We start from the raw sequence: 18,172 nt of genomic DNA on the forward strand, positions 1-18,172 counted from the left end.
GCTCCTCAGATGACGATCAGGTCGGCTTGCAGCGCGCCGGCCTGCTTCAGGGCTTCGAGAATCGCCATCAAGTCACCTGGCGCTGCGCCGACCTGATTGACCGCTCGCACGATCTCATCCAGCGTGGTACCCGGGCCGAACTTGAACATCGGGTGCAACTCTTGCGCCGCGTTGATCCGCGAACGCGGCACCACAGCCGTTTGACCGCCGGACAACGCACCCGGCTGGCTGACAATCGGGTCTTCGGTGATGGTCACGGTCAGGCTGCCGTGAGTCACGGCTGCCGGTGAAACCTTGACGTTCTGGCCGATCACGATCGTGCCTGTACGCGAATTGATAATGACCTTGGCCGCCGCCTGACCCGGATCGATCTCCAGGTTCTCGAGAATCGACAAGTAGTCGACCCGCTGACTCGGGTCCAGTGGCGCAGTCACCCGCACCGATCCACCGTCCAGCGCTTTAGCCACGCCTGGACCGAGCATGTCGTTGATTTTGTCGACGACACGCTTGGCGGTGGTGAAGTCGGATCGGTTGAGGTTCAAGGTCAGGCTATTGCCCTGATTGAATCCACTTGGCACCGAACGCTCGACCGAAGCGCCACCCGGAATACGGCCGGACGAAGGAACGTTGACCGTAATCTTCGAACCGTCGCGGCCTTCGGCGTCGAAACCACCCACCACCAGGTTGCCTTGGGCGATGGCGTAGACGTTGCCATCGATACCTTTCATGGGGGTCATCAACAGGCTGCCGCCGCGCAAGCTTTTCGAGTTACCGATGGACGACACGGTGATGTCGACCATCTGACCCGGTTTGGCGAATGGCGGCAGATCAGCATATATCGCCACCGCTGCGACGTTCTTCAGCTGTACGGTGCCTGAGCCGCTCGGCACCTTGATACCGAACTGGGCCAGCATGTTGTTAAACGTCTGCAGCGTAAACGGGGTCTGCGTGGTCTGGTCGCCGGTACCGTTGAGACCGACCACCAGGCCGTAGCCGATCAATTGGTTGGTCCGAACCCCGGAAATGCTGGCGATGTCCTTCAAACGCTCGGCATGAACGCCGAATGTTGTGGATAACAGCAGTACCGCAGCCATCAGTTGCTTGAACGTATTCATGTCTATCCCGCGATCAGAAAGGGAACAACGGGCTGAGGAAGAACCGATCGAACCACCCCGGTTGACTGGTATCGGCGAACGAACCGGTACCCGAATATGTAATGCGTGCATCGGCCACTCGAGTGGAGGACACCGTGTTATCCGTGGCGATATCGTCAGCACGGATCAAGCCCGCGATACGCACCAGCTCATCCCCCGTGTTAAGGGTCAACCATTTCTCGCCGCGAACCGCGAGGATACCGTTGGGCAGGACGTCAGCCACCGTGACCGTCACCGAACCCGTCAGGCTGTTGCTTTGGGCTGCCTTGCCATCACCCTTGCTGGTGCGCGCGCCGTTATAGCCCGCGTTCAGACTCAGATCGCCACTGCCCACCGGGTTATTGGTGGTCACCCCAGCGCCGAACAACGACGTCAGACCTATGCTGTTAGTGCTGTTTTTGGTCAGCCCGGAACTGGCTGCCTTGCTCGCTGCGGTTTTTTCGGAAAGCGTGATGGTAATAATGTCGCCGACCCGATAAGCCTTGCGGTCGTCGTAGAGATTTTGCTCAAAACCGGCCTGATAAATCGAACCGTTGTTCGCGGCGGCGGCCAGTGGCGTGCGCGGCAACACCGGCGCGTAATAAGGGTCATTGGGCTTGGCCACAGGCGCGACGCAGCCCGCCAGGAGAGCGATTCCGCAGAGCGAAGCGACCAGCACGGAAAGCCGCAGAACAAGAAGCCGTTTCATGACACTTAAAACCTCGCGGTGTAGCAGGTGCCGACCGGGCACCCCATCCAATTGATCAGGTGTATCGACAGGCCGAACAGGCCCATCAGAGCCTTACAGATTTTGCGTCACGTATTGCAGCATCTGGTCAGCGGTGGAGATCACTTTGGAGTTCATCTCGTAGGCGCGCTGAGTGGTGATCATGTTGACCATTTCCTCGACGGTGCTCACGTTGGAGGCTTCCAGGGTGTTCTGCTGTGTCGTACCAAAACCGTTCAGCCCCGGTGTACCCACTTGAGGAGCACCGCTTGAAGCGGTCTCCAGGAACAGGTTGCTGCCCACCGCTTGCAGACCGGACGGGTTGACGAAGTCGGCGGTCTGCAGGTTGCCGATCACCTGAGAGGTGGCGTTGGCGCCTGCCAGGGTCACCGACACCGTGCCGTCCTGGCCTACGGTGAACGTCTGTGCCTGGGCAGGGACGACAATCGCTGGCTCCAGGGCATAACCATTGGCGGTCACGATCTGGCCGTTGCTATCCAGGTGGAACGTACCGTCGCGGCTGTAGGCCACGGTGCCATCGGGCTGCATGACCTGGAAAAAGCCACGTCCGTTGACTGCCAGATCGAGCGGCTGATCCGTCGTTTGCAGGCTGCCGGCCGAAAAGTTTTTCTGCGTTCCGACAATGCGCACACCGGTACCCAGCTGCAGACCGGATGGCAGCTCGCTGTCCTGAGTCGACTGAGCGCCTGGTTGACGCTTGATCTGATAGAGCAAGTCCTGAAACTCGGCGCGATCACGTTTGAAACCTGTGGTCGATACGTTCGCCAGGTTGTTGGAGATCGTCGTCAGGTTGATGTCCTGAGCGGCCAGACCGGTCTTGCTTACATAAAGTGCCGGAAGCATTCTTTCTCTCCTCAAGCGCCTGATTATCGGCGCAAGCTGTCAATATTTAGCTGTTCTGCAAGACCCGAGCCATCGACTCGTCGTTTGTTTCAGCTGTCTTCATCATCTTGATGTGCAATTCAAATTGACGGGACAGTGTCAGTACCGATGTCATTTCCTCGACGGCATTGACGTTGCTCGCCTGCAGAAATCCCGACTCGACCTGAACGGTGCCGTCGGCACCCGCAGCCTTGCCGTCCTTGGTGTGGATCAGGCCATCAGCACCCTTCTCCATGTTTTTCATGTCAGGGTTGACCAGCTTGATCCGGTCCACCTGCGCCATCACCTTTGGACCTTCACCCATCGAGCGAACGCTGATAGTACCGTCGGCACCGATCTCGATTTGCTCCTCGGGCGGCACGGCAATCGGCCCGCCATTGCCCATGACCGGCAAACCATTGCCAGCCCGCAAAACACCGAGTGCATCGACATTCAGACTGGCGGAGCGCGTGTATGCCTCACCGCCGTCGGCGGTCTGCACCGCGATCCAGCCATCCCCTTTCACGGCAACATCCAGATCCCGCCCCGTGTCGATCATCGCGCCGCCTGAGAAATCAGTCCCTGGACGCTCACTCATGGCATAGGCACGCGAAGGCATGACCTCACCAAACACGGGGATCGAGCGCGCCTGTTCAAGGTCACGCTGAAAACCGTTGGTCGAGACGTTCGCCAGGTTGTTCGCATGAGCCTTCTGTGCAATGGCGTTCTCAGACGCACCGCTCATTGCCACGTAAAGCAACTTGTCCACAGTCTTTCCTCCCCTGACAGACGTTTGCCGCCTGTAGCTGTTCTAAAAACGTTATAGCAATATTCGAACCAACTAATCTTTCACCATACAACGTCTTGATTTTCCAGCATTAACGAGGGAAAACGCCAGAACAGAGAGCGCAGTTCAGGCGTACGCGGCGGCGGACTGCCGCATTTGGCCGAATGATGGGGATGTTGCCGTCAGAAAACCCTCACCGAGGGAGACAGCAACAAAAGCAGGATACTAAGAGGCCGACGCGATAACATTCGATCGACTTGCAACGAGGTTTATATGCCCCTTCAAACCCGCTTGATTTTTTCACTTGTGGCCGGCCTGACCTTCATCCCGATCCAGGCCCAAGCCGCCACCGCGCCCTGGTACAAATGGCAAGGCGCGACACGGGTTATCTGCAAGCAGTGGGTCAATCCAAAATCGGCATTCAAGCTGATTGACGGCCCCTACAGAGACGCGAGTTGCCGATATCGGGGGCGGCCGAGCTAAATAGCTCCCAGGACTGGGCCTGAATAGCAGCCTCCCCCGCCAAGACTGTCCGTCGCCCACGCCATCTAGCAGGAGCGGCCCAACTCACGCGCTCAGTCTTCGAGCAACGAACGGGCGAAAGCATTGCTCGCCGGCTGCACCAAATAACTCAGCAGGGTGTGCGTGCCCGTATTGATCAAGACTTCTGCCGGCATCCCCGGTACCAGCTTCAAGTCACCAAGATCCTTTCGCCCCTTATCGGTCAGCTCGACACGCCCCAGATAATAAGAAGCGCCCGTCTGCTCGTTGATCAGACGATCTCCCGAAACACGCGTCAACTGCCCCATGATCACAAGCGTGCTGGCTTTCTTGAAGGCACTGAAACGAATTTTTGCCGACTTGCCGAGCGCTACACGATCAATATCCATCGGCGAAATCTGCACCTCTACAATCATACCCTCGCTGGCTGGAACGATATCCAGCAGTGGCGTGCCAGGTCCGATTACGCCGCCCAAGGTATGCACCCTCATGCCTAGCACCATGCCGGATTCAGGCGCACGGATCTGGATGCGGTTTGCACGATCCTGCAAGGTGGCCAAGTGTTCGCTCATGTCGAAGACCCGGGTTTGCACTTCAGCCAGCTGGTTGACCACTTCAGAAACGAAGTTTTTCTGCTGCTGAGCGATTTGTAGCTCGGTTTCACCGATGTGCAGATTGGCTTGGGCAATGGAGGACTTCAGATCCGCCACCTCGGAATGCAGGCCGGTCATGCTGCGCTCCTTTTCACGCAGACGCTGCTTGTCGACGAAGCCCTCCTTGAGCAGGGCACTCAGATCGCCAACCTCTTCCTTATAGGAGTCAGCCAACTGCTGCTTGCTGGCAATCAGCTCTTGAAAACCACGGATCTGCTGGTTGAGCTGCATCACGCGCTTTTTCAGTACGTCGATCTCGCCCGAGTGAGCGTTACGCCGCGCGATGAAGATGTGCCGTTCGTTTTCCTGCGCCTCAACAACCCGCGGATCATTACCCTCCGGCGTCGGAGCAAAGGTGACCATTCCCAGAGCATCACGCTCTGCGGTCAGACGCGCCCCCATGGCACGAGCCGCAATCAGCTGGCTGTGCACCACTTGTAGCTCTGCCAGGGTCTGGGTGCCGTCCAGTTCGATCAGAACATCTCCTGCCCGCACGACATCGCCATCACGCACATTCAACGCTTTAATAATGCCGCCCTCAAGGTGCTGCACCGTCTTGCGGTGAGTTTTCACCGTCACTACGCCCGGCGCCAATGCAGCACTGTCCAATTGGGCAAAAACCGCCCAAGAACCGAACAGGCCAAAGGTCAGGAAAACGATCAGGTAACCAATGCGACGAATAGGTACGTCATTGATCTGCGGCTGCGGCACCCCGTTTGGCATGACCGCCTGTACGGATTTGTCCATGTCTACTCCCATCACACCCACCCGTTACACATGACTGACCGCAAGCTGCGATGCTGCGGCCGCCTGCTGAGCCTTCTGCAGCTCGAGCAGAACCTGAACCCTCGGCCCGAATATCACCAACGCGCCATCGCGCAGCACCATCAGTTTATCGACTTCAGCCAAAATGCTCGGGCGGTGAGTGATCACGAACAATGTCGTGCCCGACACTTTAAGCTGTTGCAAGGCCACGGCCAGTGCCTGCTCACCCTGATCGTCAAGGTTGGAATTGGGCTCATCCAGCACCACCAGCTTTGGTTTCCCATAGACGGCTCGCGCCAGACCAACGCGCTGACGCTGCCCACCGGAGAGCGCACCACCACTAACGCCGATTACCGTGTCGTAACCCTGCGGCAAGCGCAGGATCAGCTCATGCACCCCGGCAATGCATGCAGCTTCAACCACCGCTGCCGGGTCCAACACGCCGAAGCGAGCGATGTTCTCGCTGATGGTACCCTCGAACAGCTCAATATCTTGCGGCAGGTAACCGATGTGAGGGCCGAGCTCGTCGCGATTCCAGCTGGACACGTCAGCGCCGTCCAGGCGAACCTTGCCATGAGAGGCCGGCCAGATGCCTAGCAGCGCACGGGCCAAGGTCGACTTGCCAGCACCACTAGGGCCGATAATGCCCACCGACTCGCCAGGTTCGACACGAAAAGTCACCCCACGGATTACCGCCTGCTGGGAGCCAGGCGGGGTCACGATCAGTGATTCGACACTCACATCACCCTTCGGAGGCGGCAGCGGCATACGCTCCGGCTCGGCGTCGATCTTAAGCAGCAATTCGTTAAGTCGGCCATATTGCGAACGTGCCGAAATAAAACCCTTCCAGGAACCGATCATCAAATCGATTGGCCCCAGCGCACGACCGAGCAAAATAGAACTGGCGGTCATCATGCCTGCACTGATTTCCTGTTTTAGCGACAGGTAAGCGCCCAAGCCGAGAATCAGCGACTGCACAAGCAGGCGAAATGTCTTGGAGAAAGCCGTGATAGTGCCAGCACTGTCACTGGCCAGGCCTTGCAGTTCCAGCACCCTGTTGTTCTTTTCCTGCCAGCGGCGCCGCAACTGCGGCAGCATGCCCATCGACGCCACCACCTCAGCATTGCGCAAGTTCTTGTTAGTGAAGGCGGTGGCCGCGAGGTTCTCCTTATTGGCATCCCCCAGGGTCTTATTGGTCAGCCGTTCATTGACGTAGGCCAGACCTATCAACAGACCGGCACAAATGACTGCAAACCAGCCAAACCAAGGATGAAACATGAACATCACTGCTAGATAGATTGGCAGCCAAGGGGCGTCAAAAAATGCAAACAGCCCGTTGCCTGTGAGGAACTGGCGCAACCCGGTCATGTCACTTAACGGCTGCGCCGAAGCATTCATACCCCCGGAATACAGCGCCTGTTTGAAGCTGGCATCGTACAGCCGCCCACCAAGAAGACTATCCAGGCGAGTACTGATACGCACCATGATCCGCGAGCGAACCCACTCCAGAGCGCCCATGGTCGCCAGCAGCAAGATGAGGATCAAGGTCAACATTAACAACGTCGACTCGCTGCCCGCGCCCATCACCCGATCGTAGACTTGAAGCATATAGAAGGAAGGAACGAGCATCAGAAAATTAACAAACAGGCTGAAGAAGCCAACCGAGATGAAGCTACCTTTGCAGGCTGCAATGGCAGCCTGAAGATCTGTCTTTGGGGAGGTCATTTTCTACTACTCGTACTCGGCAGCCAGTCTGGATAAGCAAGCGCGGGAGAATAGCACGATAGAACCGAAGCAATAACAAGAGCCTGAAGGCTGCTTGCGAGTCTCGCGAAAACCCTGCCTGGACGTGCTGCGCCCCCCTCCAGATTCGAACCATCGACCGGCGAATGGGCCCCGGCAGCGCTGGCCCATACCCCAGAACACGCCCATACAAAATCCGTCGAGATTTTTTCGCCAAGGCCTAAAGAAGGCACAATGATGGCCGATAGATAAACAGAGAACGTACGTCCATTGCTGCCAGTGTGCTTTTTAGTGTTACCCACTGACGCCCATCTTCAACCGTAACAAAGGATGTCTAACATGCACGCCATCAAGACCGCTGCGGTTGAAGAAGCTGAATGCGATACGGTTACTGGATTAAAGCAGGCAGTACCAGGCTTCAACCTCCCTACTTCCATGACTTCAGTCGAGCACTTCTACTCGAAATGTTTAGGCGAGTTTGCACTTCACTCGCGAGTAATCTCATGCAGCTGCCCTTAGCTATAGAACGTGATCGCCAGAGCCTCGCGACAGGCACTGACGATTACGGCTAGGTATCGCACTCAGCGCCTGCAACCACTCTTTACCTTCCCTTTATTCCTGATTTTCGTGCTTTTCTAGGAGTTGCAAAATGGCAGCAATTACCACAGCGACAACCGCCGCCCAGATCGTCTCAGCCACGATTACCGAGATTAATACTTACGGACTGGCTACTCTGACGCAGGCCCAGTTTGCAGGCTTGACTGCTGCTCAGATCAGCCACCTCGACTTTACCGGTTTGACCGATCAAATTAGCTGGATGTCCAAAGCCCAGACCGCCTCACTGACGGCCAGTCAGGTTTCGGCGCTTGGCACCGACCAGGTTGCCGCACTGACCACCGCCAACATCACCGGTCTGACCACCGACCAGGTGAAAGCATTGACCTCCGCCCAAGTGGCGGCGATTGAAACTGCCGACCTGGCCAAGCTCAGCGCCGTCCAGATTGCTGCGCTGACTACCGCCAACATCGCTGGCCTGAGCGCCGCGCAGGTGGCCATTCTGACCGCCGCTCAAGTGGGCGCGATCACTGCCACAGATCTGGCGACCCTGACGACCGATCAGATTGCTGCGCTGACCACCAGCAACATTGCCGGCCTGACCACCGCGCAGATGAAAGCTTTGACCTCGGCCCAAGTGGGCGCAATCGAGACGGCCGACCTGGCCAAACTCAGCGCTGCCCAGGTGGGTGCGATCGATACAGCCGATCTGGCAGCCCTGACTGTCGATAAAGTTGCCGCACTGACCACCGCCAATATCACCGGCCTGACCACCGCGCAAGTAAAGGCCTTGAGTTCGGCCCAGGTGGCCGCGATCGAAACTGCCGATCTGGCCAAGCTCAGCGCCGTCCAGATTGCCTCGCTGACTACCGGCAATATCGCAGGCCTGACCAGCGCCCAAGTGGGCGCGCTGAGTGCCGCCCAAGTGGGCGCGATCACAGTGGCTGACCTAGCAACCCTGACGACCGACCAGATTGCTGCGCTGACCACCGCCAACATCACCGGTCTGACCACCGACCAGGTGAAGGCATTGACCTCCGCCCAAGTGGCGGCGATTGAAACTGCCGACCTGGCCAAGCTCAGCGCCGTCCAGATTGCTGCGCTGACCACCGCCAACATCGCCGGCCTGACCACTGCACAAGTCGCCACGCTGACTGCCACCCAAGTGGCCGCAATCACCCTGGCAGATCTGGCGACCTTCACCACCGACCAGATTGCTGCGCTGACCACCGCCAACATCGCCGGTTTGACCACCGCGCAGGTGAAAGCATTGACCTCGGCCCAAGTGGGCGCAATCGAGACGGCCGACCTGGCCAAACTCAGCGCTGCCCAGGTGGGTGCGATCGAGACAGCCGATCTGGCCGCTCTGACGACCGATAAAATTGCCGCACTGACCGTCACCAACATCACCGGTCTGACCGCCGACCAAGTGAAGGCATTGACCTCCGCCCAAGTGGCGGCGATTGAAACCGCCGACCTGGCCAAGCTCAGCGTCCTCCAGATTGCCGCGCTGACCACCACCAACATCGCTGGCCTGACCACTGCACAGGTGAGTGCTCTGAGTGCCGCCCAAGTAGCCGCGATCACCAAGGCTGACCTAGCGACTTTCACCACCGACCAGATTGCTGCACTGACCACCGCCAACATCGCCGGCCTGACCACCGACCAGGTGAAGGCATTGACCTCCGCCCAAGTGGCGGCGATTGAAACTGCCGACCTGGCCAAGCTCAGCGCCGTCCAGATTGCTGCGCTGACCACCGCCAACATCGCCGGCCTGACCACTGCACAAGTCGCCACGCTGACTGCCGCCCAAGTGGCCGCAATCACCCTGGCAGATCTGGCGACCTTCACCACCGACCAGATTGCTGCGCTGACCACCGCCAACATCGCCGGTTTGACCACCGCGCAGATGAAAGCTTTGACCTCGACCCAAGTGGGCGCAATCGAGACGGCCGACCTGGCCAAACTCAGCGCTGCCCAGGTGGGTGCGATCGAGACAGCCGATCTGGCTGCTCTGACGACCGATAAAATTGCTGCACTGACCACCGCCAACATCGCTGGCCTGACCATCGACCAGGTGAAGGCATTGACCGCCACCCAAGTGGCGGCGATTGAAACTGCCGACCTGGCCAAGCTCAGCGTCCTCCAGATTGCCGCGCTGACCACCACCAACATCGCTGGCCTGACCACTGCACAGGTGAGTGCTCTGAGTGCCGCCCAAGTAGCCGCGATCACCAAGGCTGACCTGGCGACTTTCACCACCGACCAGATTGCTGCACTGACCACCGCCAACATCGCCGGCCTGACCACCGACCAGGTGAAGGCATTGACCTCCGCCCAAGTGGCGGCGATTGAAACTGCCGACCTGGCCAAGCTCAGCGCCGTCCAGATTGCTGCGCTGACCACCGCCAACATCGCCGGCCTGACCACTGCACAAGTCGCCACGCTGACTGCCACCCAAGTGGCCGCAATCACCCTGGCAGATCTGGCGACCTTCACCACCGACCAGATTGCTGCGCTGACCACCGCCAACATCGCCGGTTTGACCACCGCGCAGATGAAAGCCTTGACCTCGACCCAAGTGGGCGCAATCGAGACGGCCGACCTGGCCAAACTCAGCGCTGCCCAGGTGGGTGCGATCGAGACAGCCGACCTGGCTGCTCTGACGACCGATAAAATTGCTGCATTGACCACCGCCAACATCGCCGGCCTGACCTCCGAGCAGGTGAAGGCATTGACCGCCACCCAAGTGGCCGCAATCGAGACGGCCGATCTGGCCAAGCTCAGCGTCCTCCAGATTGCCGCGCTGACCACCGCCAACATCACCGGCCTGACTACCGACCAGGTGAGCGCTCTGACTGCCGCCCAAGTGGCTGCGATCACCAAGGCTGACTTGGCAACGCTCACCACCGACCAGATTGCTGCGCTGACCACCGCTAACATCACCGGCCTGACCACCGACCAGGTGAAGGCATTGACCTCCGCCCAAGTGGCGGCGATTGAAACTGCCGACCTGGCCAAGCTCAGCGTCGTCCAGATTGCCGCGCTGACCACTGCCAGCATCGCTGGCCTCACCACCGCACAAGTAGGCGCTCTGACTGCCGCCCAATTGGCCGCGATCACCGCAGCCGATCTGGCGGCACTCTCGACCGATCAGATTGCCGCACTGACCACCGCCAACATCTCTGGCCTGACCACGGCGCAGATGAAGGCACTGACCTCGGCCCAAGTGGGCGCAATCGAGACGGCCGATCTGGCCAAGCTCAGCGCTGCTCAGGTGGGGGCGATCGATACAGCCGACCTGGCTGCTCTGACGACCGATAAAATTGCTGCACTGACCACCGCCAACATCGCTGGCCTGACCACGGCACAGATGAAAGCCTTGACCTCGACTCAGGTGGGCGCGATCACTACGGCCGATCTGGCTAAGCTCAGCGCCGAACAGCTTGCCGCCCTGACCACTGCCAACATCGCCGGCCTGACCACGGCACAAGTGGCCGCTTTGAGTTCGGCCCAAGTGGCCGCAATCACCACGGTTGATCTGGCGACGCTCTCGACCGATCAGATTGCCGCACTGACCACCGCCAACATCACCGGCCTGACCACCGCGCAGATGAAAGCTTTGACCTCGGCCCAAGTCGGCGCAATCGAGACGGCCGACCTGGCCAAACTCAGCGCTGCTCAGGTGGGCGCGATCGAGACAGCCGACCTGGCTGCTCTGACGACCGATAAAATTGCCGCGCTGACCACCGCCAACATCATTGGCCTGACCGCCGCGCAAATAGGTGCCTTGACCTCGACCCAAGTGGCCGCGATCACCACGACCGATCTGGTCAAACTCAGCATCGCCCAGATAGCTGCATTGACCACCGCCAACATCGCGGGCCTGACCGCCGATCAAATCGGGGCCTTGAGTACGGCCCAAGTGGCCGCGATCACCACGGCCGACCTGGCGACGCTCACGACCAACCAGATTATCGCGCTGACCACGGCCAACATTGCCGGTCTGACCACCGCGCAGATGAAAGCCTTGACCTCGACCCAAGTGGGCGCGATTGAAGCGACCGATCTGGCCAAACTCAGCGCTGCTCAGGTGGGCGCGATCGAGACAGCCGATCTGGCTGCCCTGACGACCGATAAAATTGCCGCACTGACCACCGCCAACATCGTCGGCCTGACTGCCGCGCAAGTGGGTGCCTTGAGCTCGGCCCAGGTGGGCGCGATCGAGACCGCTGACCTGAGCAAGCTCAGCGCCGCACAGATTGCCGCACTGACCACCGCCAACATCGTCGGCCTGAGCGCCGATCAAATCGGTGCCTTGACCTCGGCCCAAGTGGGTGCAATCGGCACCGCTGACCTGGCCAAGCTCGGCACTGCCCAGATTGCCGCGCTGACCACTGCCAACATCATCGGTCTGACCACCGCGCAAATCGCCACCTTGAGCTCGACTCAGGTAGGTGCTCTCGAGGTGGCCGATCTGGCCAAATTCAGCGCAGCCCAAGTCGGCGCAATCATCACGGCTGATCTGGCCGCACTCAGTGCCGACCAGATTGCCGCGCTGACCACCGCCAACATCACCGGCCTGACCACCGCGCAAGTGGCTACCTTGACCTCGACCCAAGTGGCCGCGATCGAGACAGCCGACCTGAGCAAGCTCAGCGCCGCCCAGATTGCCGCACTGACCACCGCCAACATCGTCGGCCTGACTGCCGCGCAAGTGGGTGCCTTGACCTCGGCCCAGGTGGCCGCGATCGAAACCGCTGACCTGGCCAAGCTCGGCGTCGACCAGATTGCCGGCCTGAGCACCGCCAACATCACCGGCCTGACTGCCGCGCAAGTGGGTGCCTTGAGCTCGGCCCAGGTGGGCGCGATCGAGACCGCTGACCTGAGCAAGCTCAGCACCGCCCAGATTGCCGCACTGACCACTGCCAACATCGTGGGCCTGACCGTCGATCAAATGGGTGCCTTGACCTCGGCCCAGGTGGGTGCAATCGGCACCGCTGACCTGACCAAGCTCGGCACTGCCCAGGTTGCCGCGCTGACCACTGCCAACATCATCGGTCTGACCATCGCGCAAATCGCCGCCTTGAGCTCGACTCAGGTGGGTGCTATCGAGGTGGCCGATCTGGCCAAATTCAGCGCAGCCCAAGTCGGCGCCATCATCACCGCTGATCTGGCCGCGCTCAGTGCCGACCAAATTGCCGCGCTGACCACCACCAACATCACCGGCCTGACCACCGCACAAGTGGCTACCTTGACCTCGACCCAAGTGGCCGCGATCGAGACAGCCGACCTGAGCAAGCTCAGCGCCGCGCAGATTGCCGCACTGACCACCGCAAATATCACCGGCCTGACTGCCGCGCAAGTAGGTGCCTTGACCTCGGCCCAGGTGGCCGCGATCGAAACCGCTGACCTGGCCAAGCTCGGCGTCGACCAGATTGCCGGCCTGAGCACCGCCAATATCACCGGCCTGACCACCGCGCAAGTCGCTGCCTTGAGTTCGACCCAGGTGGGCGCGATCGAGACAGCCGACCTGAGCAAGCTCAGCACCGCCCAGATTGCCGCACTGACCACCGCCAACATCGTCGGCCTGACCGCCGATCAAATGGGTGCCTTGACCTCGGCCCAGGTGGGTGCAATCGAGACGGCCGATCTGGCCAAGCTCGGCACTGCCCAGGTTGCCGCGCTGACCACTGCCAACATCATCGGTCTGACCACCGCGCAAATCGCTGCCTTGAGCTCGACTCAGGTGGGTGCTATCGAGGTGGCCGATCTGGCCAAATTCAGCGCAGCCCAAATCGGCGCCATCATCACCGCTGATCTGGCCGCGCTCACCGCCGACCAGATTGCCGCGCTGACTACTGCCAACATCACCGGCCTGACCGTCGGCCAAGTGGCTGCCTTGTCCTCGGCCCAAGTGAGCTCGATCACCAAAGTCGATCTGGCTACTTTGACTACCGCCCAGATTGCCGCGCTGACCACCGCCAACATCACCGGCCTGACCGCCGATCAAATGGGTGCCTTGACCTCGGCCCAGGTGGCCGCAATCGAAACCGCTGACCTGGCCAAGCTCGGTATCGACCAGATTGCCGGCCTGAACACCGCCAACATCATTGGCCTGACCACCGCGCAAGTCGCTGCCTTGAGCTCGGCCCAGGTGGGCGCGATCGAGAACGCTGATCTGAGCAAACTCAGCACCGCCCAGATTGCCGCGCTGACCACCGCCAACATCGTCGGCCTGACCGCCGATCAAATGGGTGCCTTGACCTCGGCCCAGGTGGGTGCAATTGAAACTGCCGACCTGGCCAAACTCGGCACCGCTCAGATTGACGCGCTGACCACCGCCAACATCATTGGCCTGACCACCGCGCAAATCGCCGCCTTGAGCTCGGCTCAGGTGGGTGCCATCGAAGCCGCGAATGTGGCCAAACTCAGCTCGGCCCAAGTGGGCGCCATCATCACCGCTGACCTGGCCGCGCTCACCGCCGACCAGATTGCTGCGCTGACCACCGCCAACATCACCGGTCTGACCGCCGGCCAAGTGGCTGCCTTGACCTCGACCCAAGTGGGCGAGATCGAGACAGCCGATCTGGCCAAACTCAGCACCGCCCAGATTGCCGCGCTGACCACCGCCAACATCACCGGCCTGACTGCAGACCAAATGGGTGCCTTGACCTCGGCCCAGGTGGCCGCGATCGAAACCGCTGACCTGGCCAAGCTCGGCATCGACCAGATTGCCGGCCTGAGCGCCGCCAACATCCTCGGCCTGACCACCGCGCAAGTCGCTGCCTTGACCTCGACCCAAGTGGGCGCGATCGAGAACGCTGATCTGAGTAAACTCAGCACCGCCCAGATTGCCGCACTGACCACTGCCAACATCGTCGGCCTGACTGCAGACCAAATGGGTGCCTTGACCTCGGCCCAGGTGGGTGCAATTGAAACTGCCGACCTGGCCAAACTCGGTACCGCTCAGATTGACGCGCTGACCACCGCCAACATCATTGGCCTGACCACCGCGCAAATCGCTGCCTTGAGCTCGGCTCAGGTGGGTGCCATCGAAACCGCGAATGTGGCCAAACTCAGCTCGGCCCAGGTGGGCGCCATCATCACCGCTGATCTGGCCGCGCTCACCGCCGATCAGGTTGCTGCGCTGACCACCGCCAACATCACCGGTCTGACCGCCGGCCAAGTGGCTGCCTTGACCTCGACCCAAGTGGGCGCGATCGAGAATGCTGATCTGGCCGCGCTCAGCACCGCCCAGATTGCCGCACTGACCACCGCCAACATCACCGGCCTGACCGCCGATCAGATGGGCGTCCTGACCTCGGCCCAGGTGGCCGCGATCGAAACCGCCGACCTGGCCAAGCTCAGCACCGACCAAATTGCCGGCCTGACCACCGCTAACATCGCTGGCCTGACCGCCGGCCAAGTAGCCGCCTTGACCGTGGCCCAAGTGGGCGCGATCGAGAACGCTGATCTGATCAAACTCAGCACCGCCCAGATCGCCGCACTGACCACCGCCAACATCGTCGGTCTGACCGTCGATCAAATGAGTGCCTTGACCTCGGCACAGGTGGGTGCAATCGAGGTAGCTGATCTGGCCAAGCTCAGCACCGCCCAGATTGATGCGCTGAGCACCGCCAACATCATCGGTCTGACCACCACGCAAATCGCCGCCTTGAGCTCGGCTCAGGTGGGTGCCATCGAAGCCGCGAACGTGGCCAAACTCAGCTCGGCCCAGGTGGGTGCAATCATCACAGCTGATCTGGCCGCGCTCACCGCCGACCAGATTGCTGCGCTGACCACCGCCAACATCACCGGTCTGACCGCCGGCCAAGTGGCAGCCTTGTCCTCGACCCAAGTGGGCGAGATCGAGACAGCCGACCTGGCCAAACTCAGTACCGCGCAGATTGCCGCGCTGACCACCGCCAACATCACCGGCCTGACTGCAGACCAAATGGGTGCCTTGACCTCGGCCCAGGTGGGTGCTTTCGAGACGGTCGATCTGGTCAAACTCAGCGTCGACCAGATTGCCGGCCTGAGCACCGCTAACATCCTCGGCCTGACCACCGACCAGATGGCTGCCTTGACCGTGGCCCAAGTGGGCGCGATCGAGAACGCTGATCTGATCAAACTCAGCACCGCCCAGATCGCCGCACTGAGCACTGCCAACATCGTCGGTCTGACCGTCGATCAAATGGGTGCCTTGACCTCGGCCCAAGTGGCCGCGATCGAGGTAGCTGATCTGGCCAAGCTCAGCACCGCCCAGATTGATGCGCTGAGCACCGCCAACATCACCGGTCTGACCACCACGCAAATCGCCGCCTTGAGCTCAGCTCAGGTGGGTGCCATCGAAGCCGCGAACGTGGCCAAACTCAGCTCGGCCCAGGTGGGTGCAATCATCACTGCTGATCTGGCCGCGCTCACCGCCGACCAGATTGCTGCGCTGACCACCGCCAACATCACCGGTCTGACCGCCGGCCAAGTCGCAGCCTTGTCCTCGACCCAAGTGGGCGAGATCGAGACAGCCGATCTGGCCAAACTCAGCACCGCGCAGATTGCCGCTCTGACCACCGCCAACATCACCGGCCTGACTGCAGACCAAATGGGTGCCTTGACCTCGGCCCAGGTGGCCGCGATCGAAACCCCTGACCTGGCCAAGCTCAGCGTCGACCAGATTGCCGGCCTGAGCACCGCCAACATCCTCGGCCTGACCACCGACCAGATGGCTGCCTTGACCGTGGCCCAAGTGGGCGCGATCGAGAACGCTGATCTGATCAAACTCAGCACCGCCCAGATCGCCGCACTGAGCACTGCCAACATCGTCGGTCTGACCGTCGATCAAATGGGTGCCTTGACTTCGGCCCAAGTGGCCGCGATCGAGGTAGCTGATCTGGCCAAGCTCAGCACCGCCCAGATTGATGCGCTGAGCACCGCCAACATCATCGGTCTGACCATTACGCAAATCGCCGCCTTGAGCTCAGCTCAGGTAGGTGCCATCGAAGCCGCGAACGTGGCCAAACTCAGCTCGGCCCAGGTGGGTGCGATCATCACTGCTGATCTGGCCGCGCTCACCGCCGACCAGATTGCTGCGCTGACCACCGCCAACATCACCGGTCTGACCGCCGGCCAAGTCGCAGCCTTGTCCTCGACCCAAGTGGGCGAGATCGAGACAGTCGATCTGGCCAAGTTCAGTACCGCGCAGATTGCCGCGCTGACCACCGCCAACATCACCGGCCTGACCGTAGACCAGATGGGTGCCTTGACCTCGGCCCAGGTGGGTGCTTTCGAGACGGTCGATCTGGTTAAACTCAGCGTCGACCAGATTGCCGGCCTGACCGGCGCCAACATTATCGGCCTGACCACCGATCAGATGGGTGCCTTGACCGTAGCCCAGGTGGGTGCAATCGAGACCGCCGATCTGGTCAAGCTCAGCCTCACCGAAATTGCTGGCCTGACCACCGCCAACATCACCGGCCTGACCGTAGACCAGATGGGTGCCTTGACCTCGGCCCAGGTGGGTGCTTTCGAGACGGTCGATCTGGTTAAACTCAGCGTCGACCAGATTGCAGGCCTGACCACCGCCAATATCACTGGCCTGACCACCGATCAGATGGGTGCCTTGACCTCGGCCCAGGTGGGTGCAATCGAGACCGCCGATCTGGTCAAGCTCAGCCTCACCGAAATTGCTGGCCTGACCACTGCCAACATCACCGGCCTGACCACCGATCAGATAGGTGCCTTGACCACGGCTCAGGTGGGTGCAATTGAAACAGCCGACCTGGCCAAGCTCGGCACCGCCCAGATTGAAGTGCTGACCACCACCCAGATTACCGCTCTGACCGATGCTCAACTGGGTGCGCTGACAACAACGCAGATCGACGCGTTGACAACAGGTCAAGTTGGAACATTAACGGCTTCCGACATCGCCGCATTGGGCGTGGATGTAAGTGCATTGTTGAATGACGCGACTCAGGCTGGCGCAGTTAAGGTTGCTCTGAGCGACACTCAGTCACTTGCTCTGACCTCTACTCAGATCGCTCTGCTGACGACAAACACAGTGGCAGCCTTGTCAACCGCCGCCATTCACAGCCTGACAACAGGACAGATGGACGGGATCACCTTTGCGCAGTTGAATGCGATGACATCGGCTCAACTCAATGCGCTTGACCAGACTCAGGCAGAAAGCTTGACTGCCGCTCAGGTGACAAGCGACGGCTCGATAACCGGGACGATGATTTCTCTGACAGGGGTTACCACTGCGCTGCACACATGGCTTCATACCGTTAACAGCGAATACACGGCCTGACGCTACACTGCGGTATCCGGCAGACTGACTGCCGGGTACCACTTCACTCTCCACGACACCGAGTTTAAGCTCGGTGTTTTTTTACCCGGATATCCGGGGTTGATACGTGGAATTGCT

8 protein-coding genes are annotated in these 18,172 nt (G+C 60.4%); 2 read left to right on the plus strand and 6 right to left on the minus strand.

Going from position 1 to position 18,172, the window contains the following annotated elements:
• Positions 1-5: 5 nt before the first annotated feature.
• The 4 genes from AC1MEA_RS25760 to AC1MEA_RS25775 all read right to left on the minus strand — a co-directional run bounded on the left by AC1MEA_RS25760 (position 6) and on the right by AC1MEA_RS25775 (position 3,511).
• The gene (locus AC1MEA_RS25760; protein WP_449633117.1) at positions 6-1,115 is read right to left on the minus strand and encodes a flagellar basal body P-ring protein FlgI; all 1,110 of its coding nucleotides are present in this window, start codon (positions 1,113-1,115) and stop codon (positions 6-8) included.
• 13 nt (positions 1,116-1,128) lie between these two features.
• Positions 1,129-1,842, minus strand: coding sequence for a flagellar basal body L-ring protein FlgH (gene flgH, locus AC1MEA_RS25765; protein WP_449633116.1), 714 nt, complete (start codon positions 1,840-1,842; stop codon positions 1,129-1,131).
• Between the two features lie 93 nt (positions 1,843-1,935).
• A complete protein-coding gene (gene flgG, locus AC1MEA_RS25770) occupies positions 1,936-2,724 on the minus strand; it encodes a flagellar basal-body rod protein FlgG (protein ID WP_449633115.1) in 789 nt (262 codons plus the stop codon).
• A gap of 46 nt (positions 2,725-2,770) precedes the next feature.
• On the minus strand, positions 2,771-3,511 hold the full coding sequence (locus AC1MEA_RS25775; RefSeq protein WP_480916300.1) for a flagellar basal body rod protein FlgF: 741 nt from the start codon (positions 3,509-3,511) through the stop codon (positions 2,771-2,773).
• Between the two features lie 291 nt (positions 3,512-3,802).
• On the opposite strand from AC1MEA_RS25775, the gene AC1MEA_RS25780 reads away from it, so the two are divergent.
• The gene (locus tag AC1MEA_RS25780; protein ID WP_449633113.1) at positions 3,803-4,012 is read left to right on the plus strand and encodes a hypothetical protein; all 210 of its coding nucleotides are present in this window, start codon (positions 3,803-3,805) and stop codon (positions 4,010-4,012) included.
• A gap of 92 nt (positions 4,013-4,104) precedes the next feature.
• Here the strand turns inward: AC1MEA_RS25780 and AC1MEA_RS25785 are convergent, their stop codons facing one another.
• Complete coding sequence (locus AC1MEA_RS25785; protein ID WP_480916301.1) at positions 4,105-5,430, minus strand: HlyD family type I secretion periplasmic adaptor subunit; 1,326 nt, start codon at positions 5,428-5,430, stop codon at positions 4,105-4,107.
• A 24-nt stretch (positions 5,431-5,454) separates the two neighbouring features.
• Positions 5,455-7,173, minus strand: coding sequence for a type I secretion system permease/ATPase (locus AC1MEA_RS25790; protein ID WP_449633111.1), 1,719 nt, complete (start codon positions 7,171-7,173; stop codon positions 5,455-5,457).
• A gap of 667 nt (positions 7,174-7,840) precedes the next feature.
• On the opposite strand from AC1MEA_RS25790, the gene AC1MEA_RS25795 reads away from it, so the two are divergent.
• Complete coding sequence (locus tag AC1MEA_RS25795; RefSeq protein ID WP_480916302.1) at positions 7,841-18,055, plus strand: beta strand repeat-containing protein; 10,215 nt, start codon at positions 7,841-7,843, stop codon at positions 18,053-18,055.
• Positions 18,056-18,172: the final 117 nt, after the last annotated feature.

Source organism: Pseudomonas sp. ASL8, assembly GCF_056680355.1.

Excerpts from the sequence above, each read along its gene's own strand:
- AC1MEA_RS25760 (WP_449633117.1), bottom strand. The coding sequence starts at position 1,115 with ATGAATACGTTCAAGCAACTGATGGCTGCGGTACTGCTGTTATCCACA.
- flgH (WP_449633116.1), bottom strand. The coding sequence starts at position 1,842 with ATGAAACGGCTTCTTGTTCTGCGGCTTTCCGTGCTGGTCGCTTCGCTC.
- flgG (WP_449633115.1), bottom strand. The coding sequence starts at position 2,724 with ATGCTTCCGGCACTTTATGTAAGCAAGACCGGTCTGGCCGCTCAGGAC.
- AC1MEA_RS25780 (WP_449633113.1), top strand. The coding sequence starts at position 3,803 with ATGCCCCTTCAAACCCGCTTGATTTTTTCACTTGTGGCCGGCCTGACC.
- AC1MEA_RS25785 (WP_480916301.1), bottom strand. The coding sequence starts at position 5,430 with ATGGACAAATCCGTACAGGCGGTCATGCCAAACGGGGTGCCGCAGCCG.
- AC1MEA_RS25790 (WP_449633111.1), bottom strand. The coding sequence starts at position 7,173 with ATGACCTCCCCAAAGACAGATCTTCAGGCTGCCATTGCAGCCTGCAAA.
- AC1MEA_RS25795 (WP_480916302.1), top strand. The coding sequence starts at position 7,841 with ATGGCAGCAATTACCACAGCGACAACCGCCGCCCAGATCGTCTCAGCC.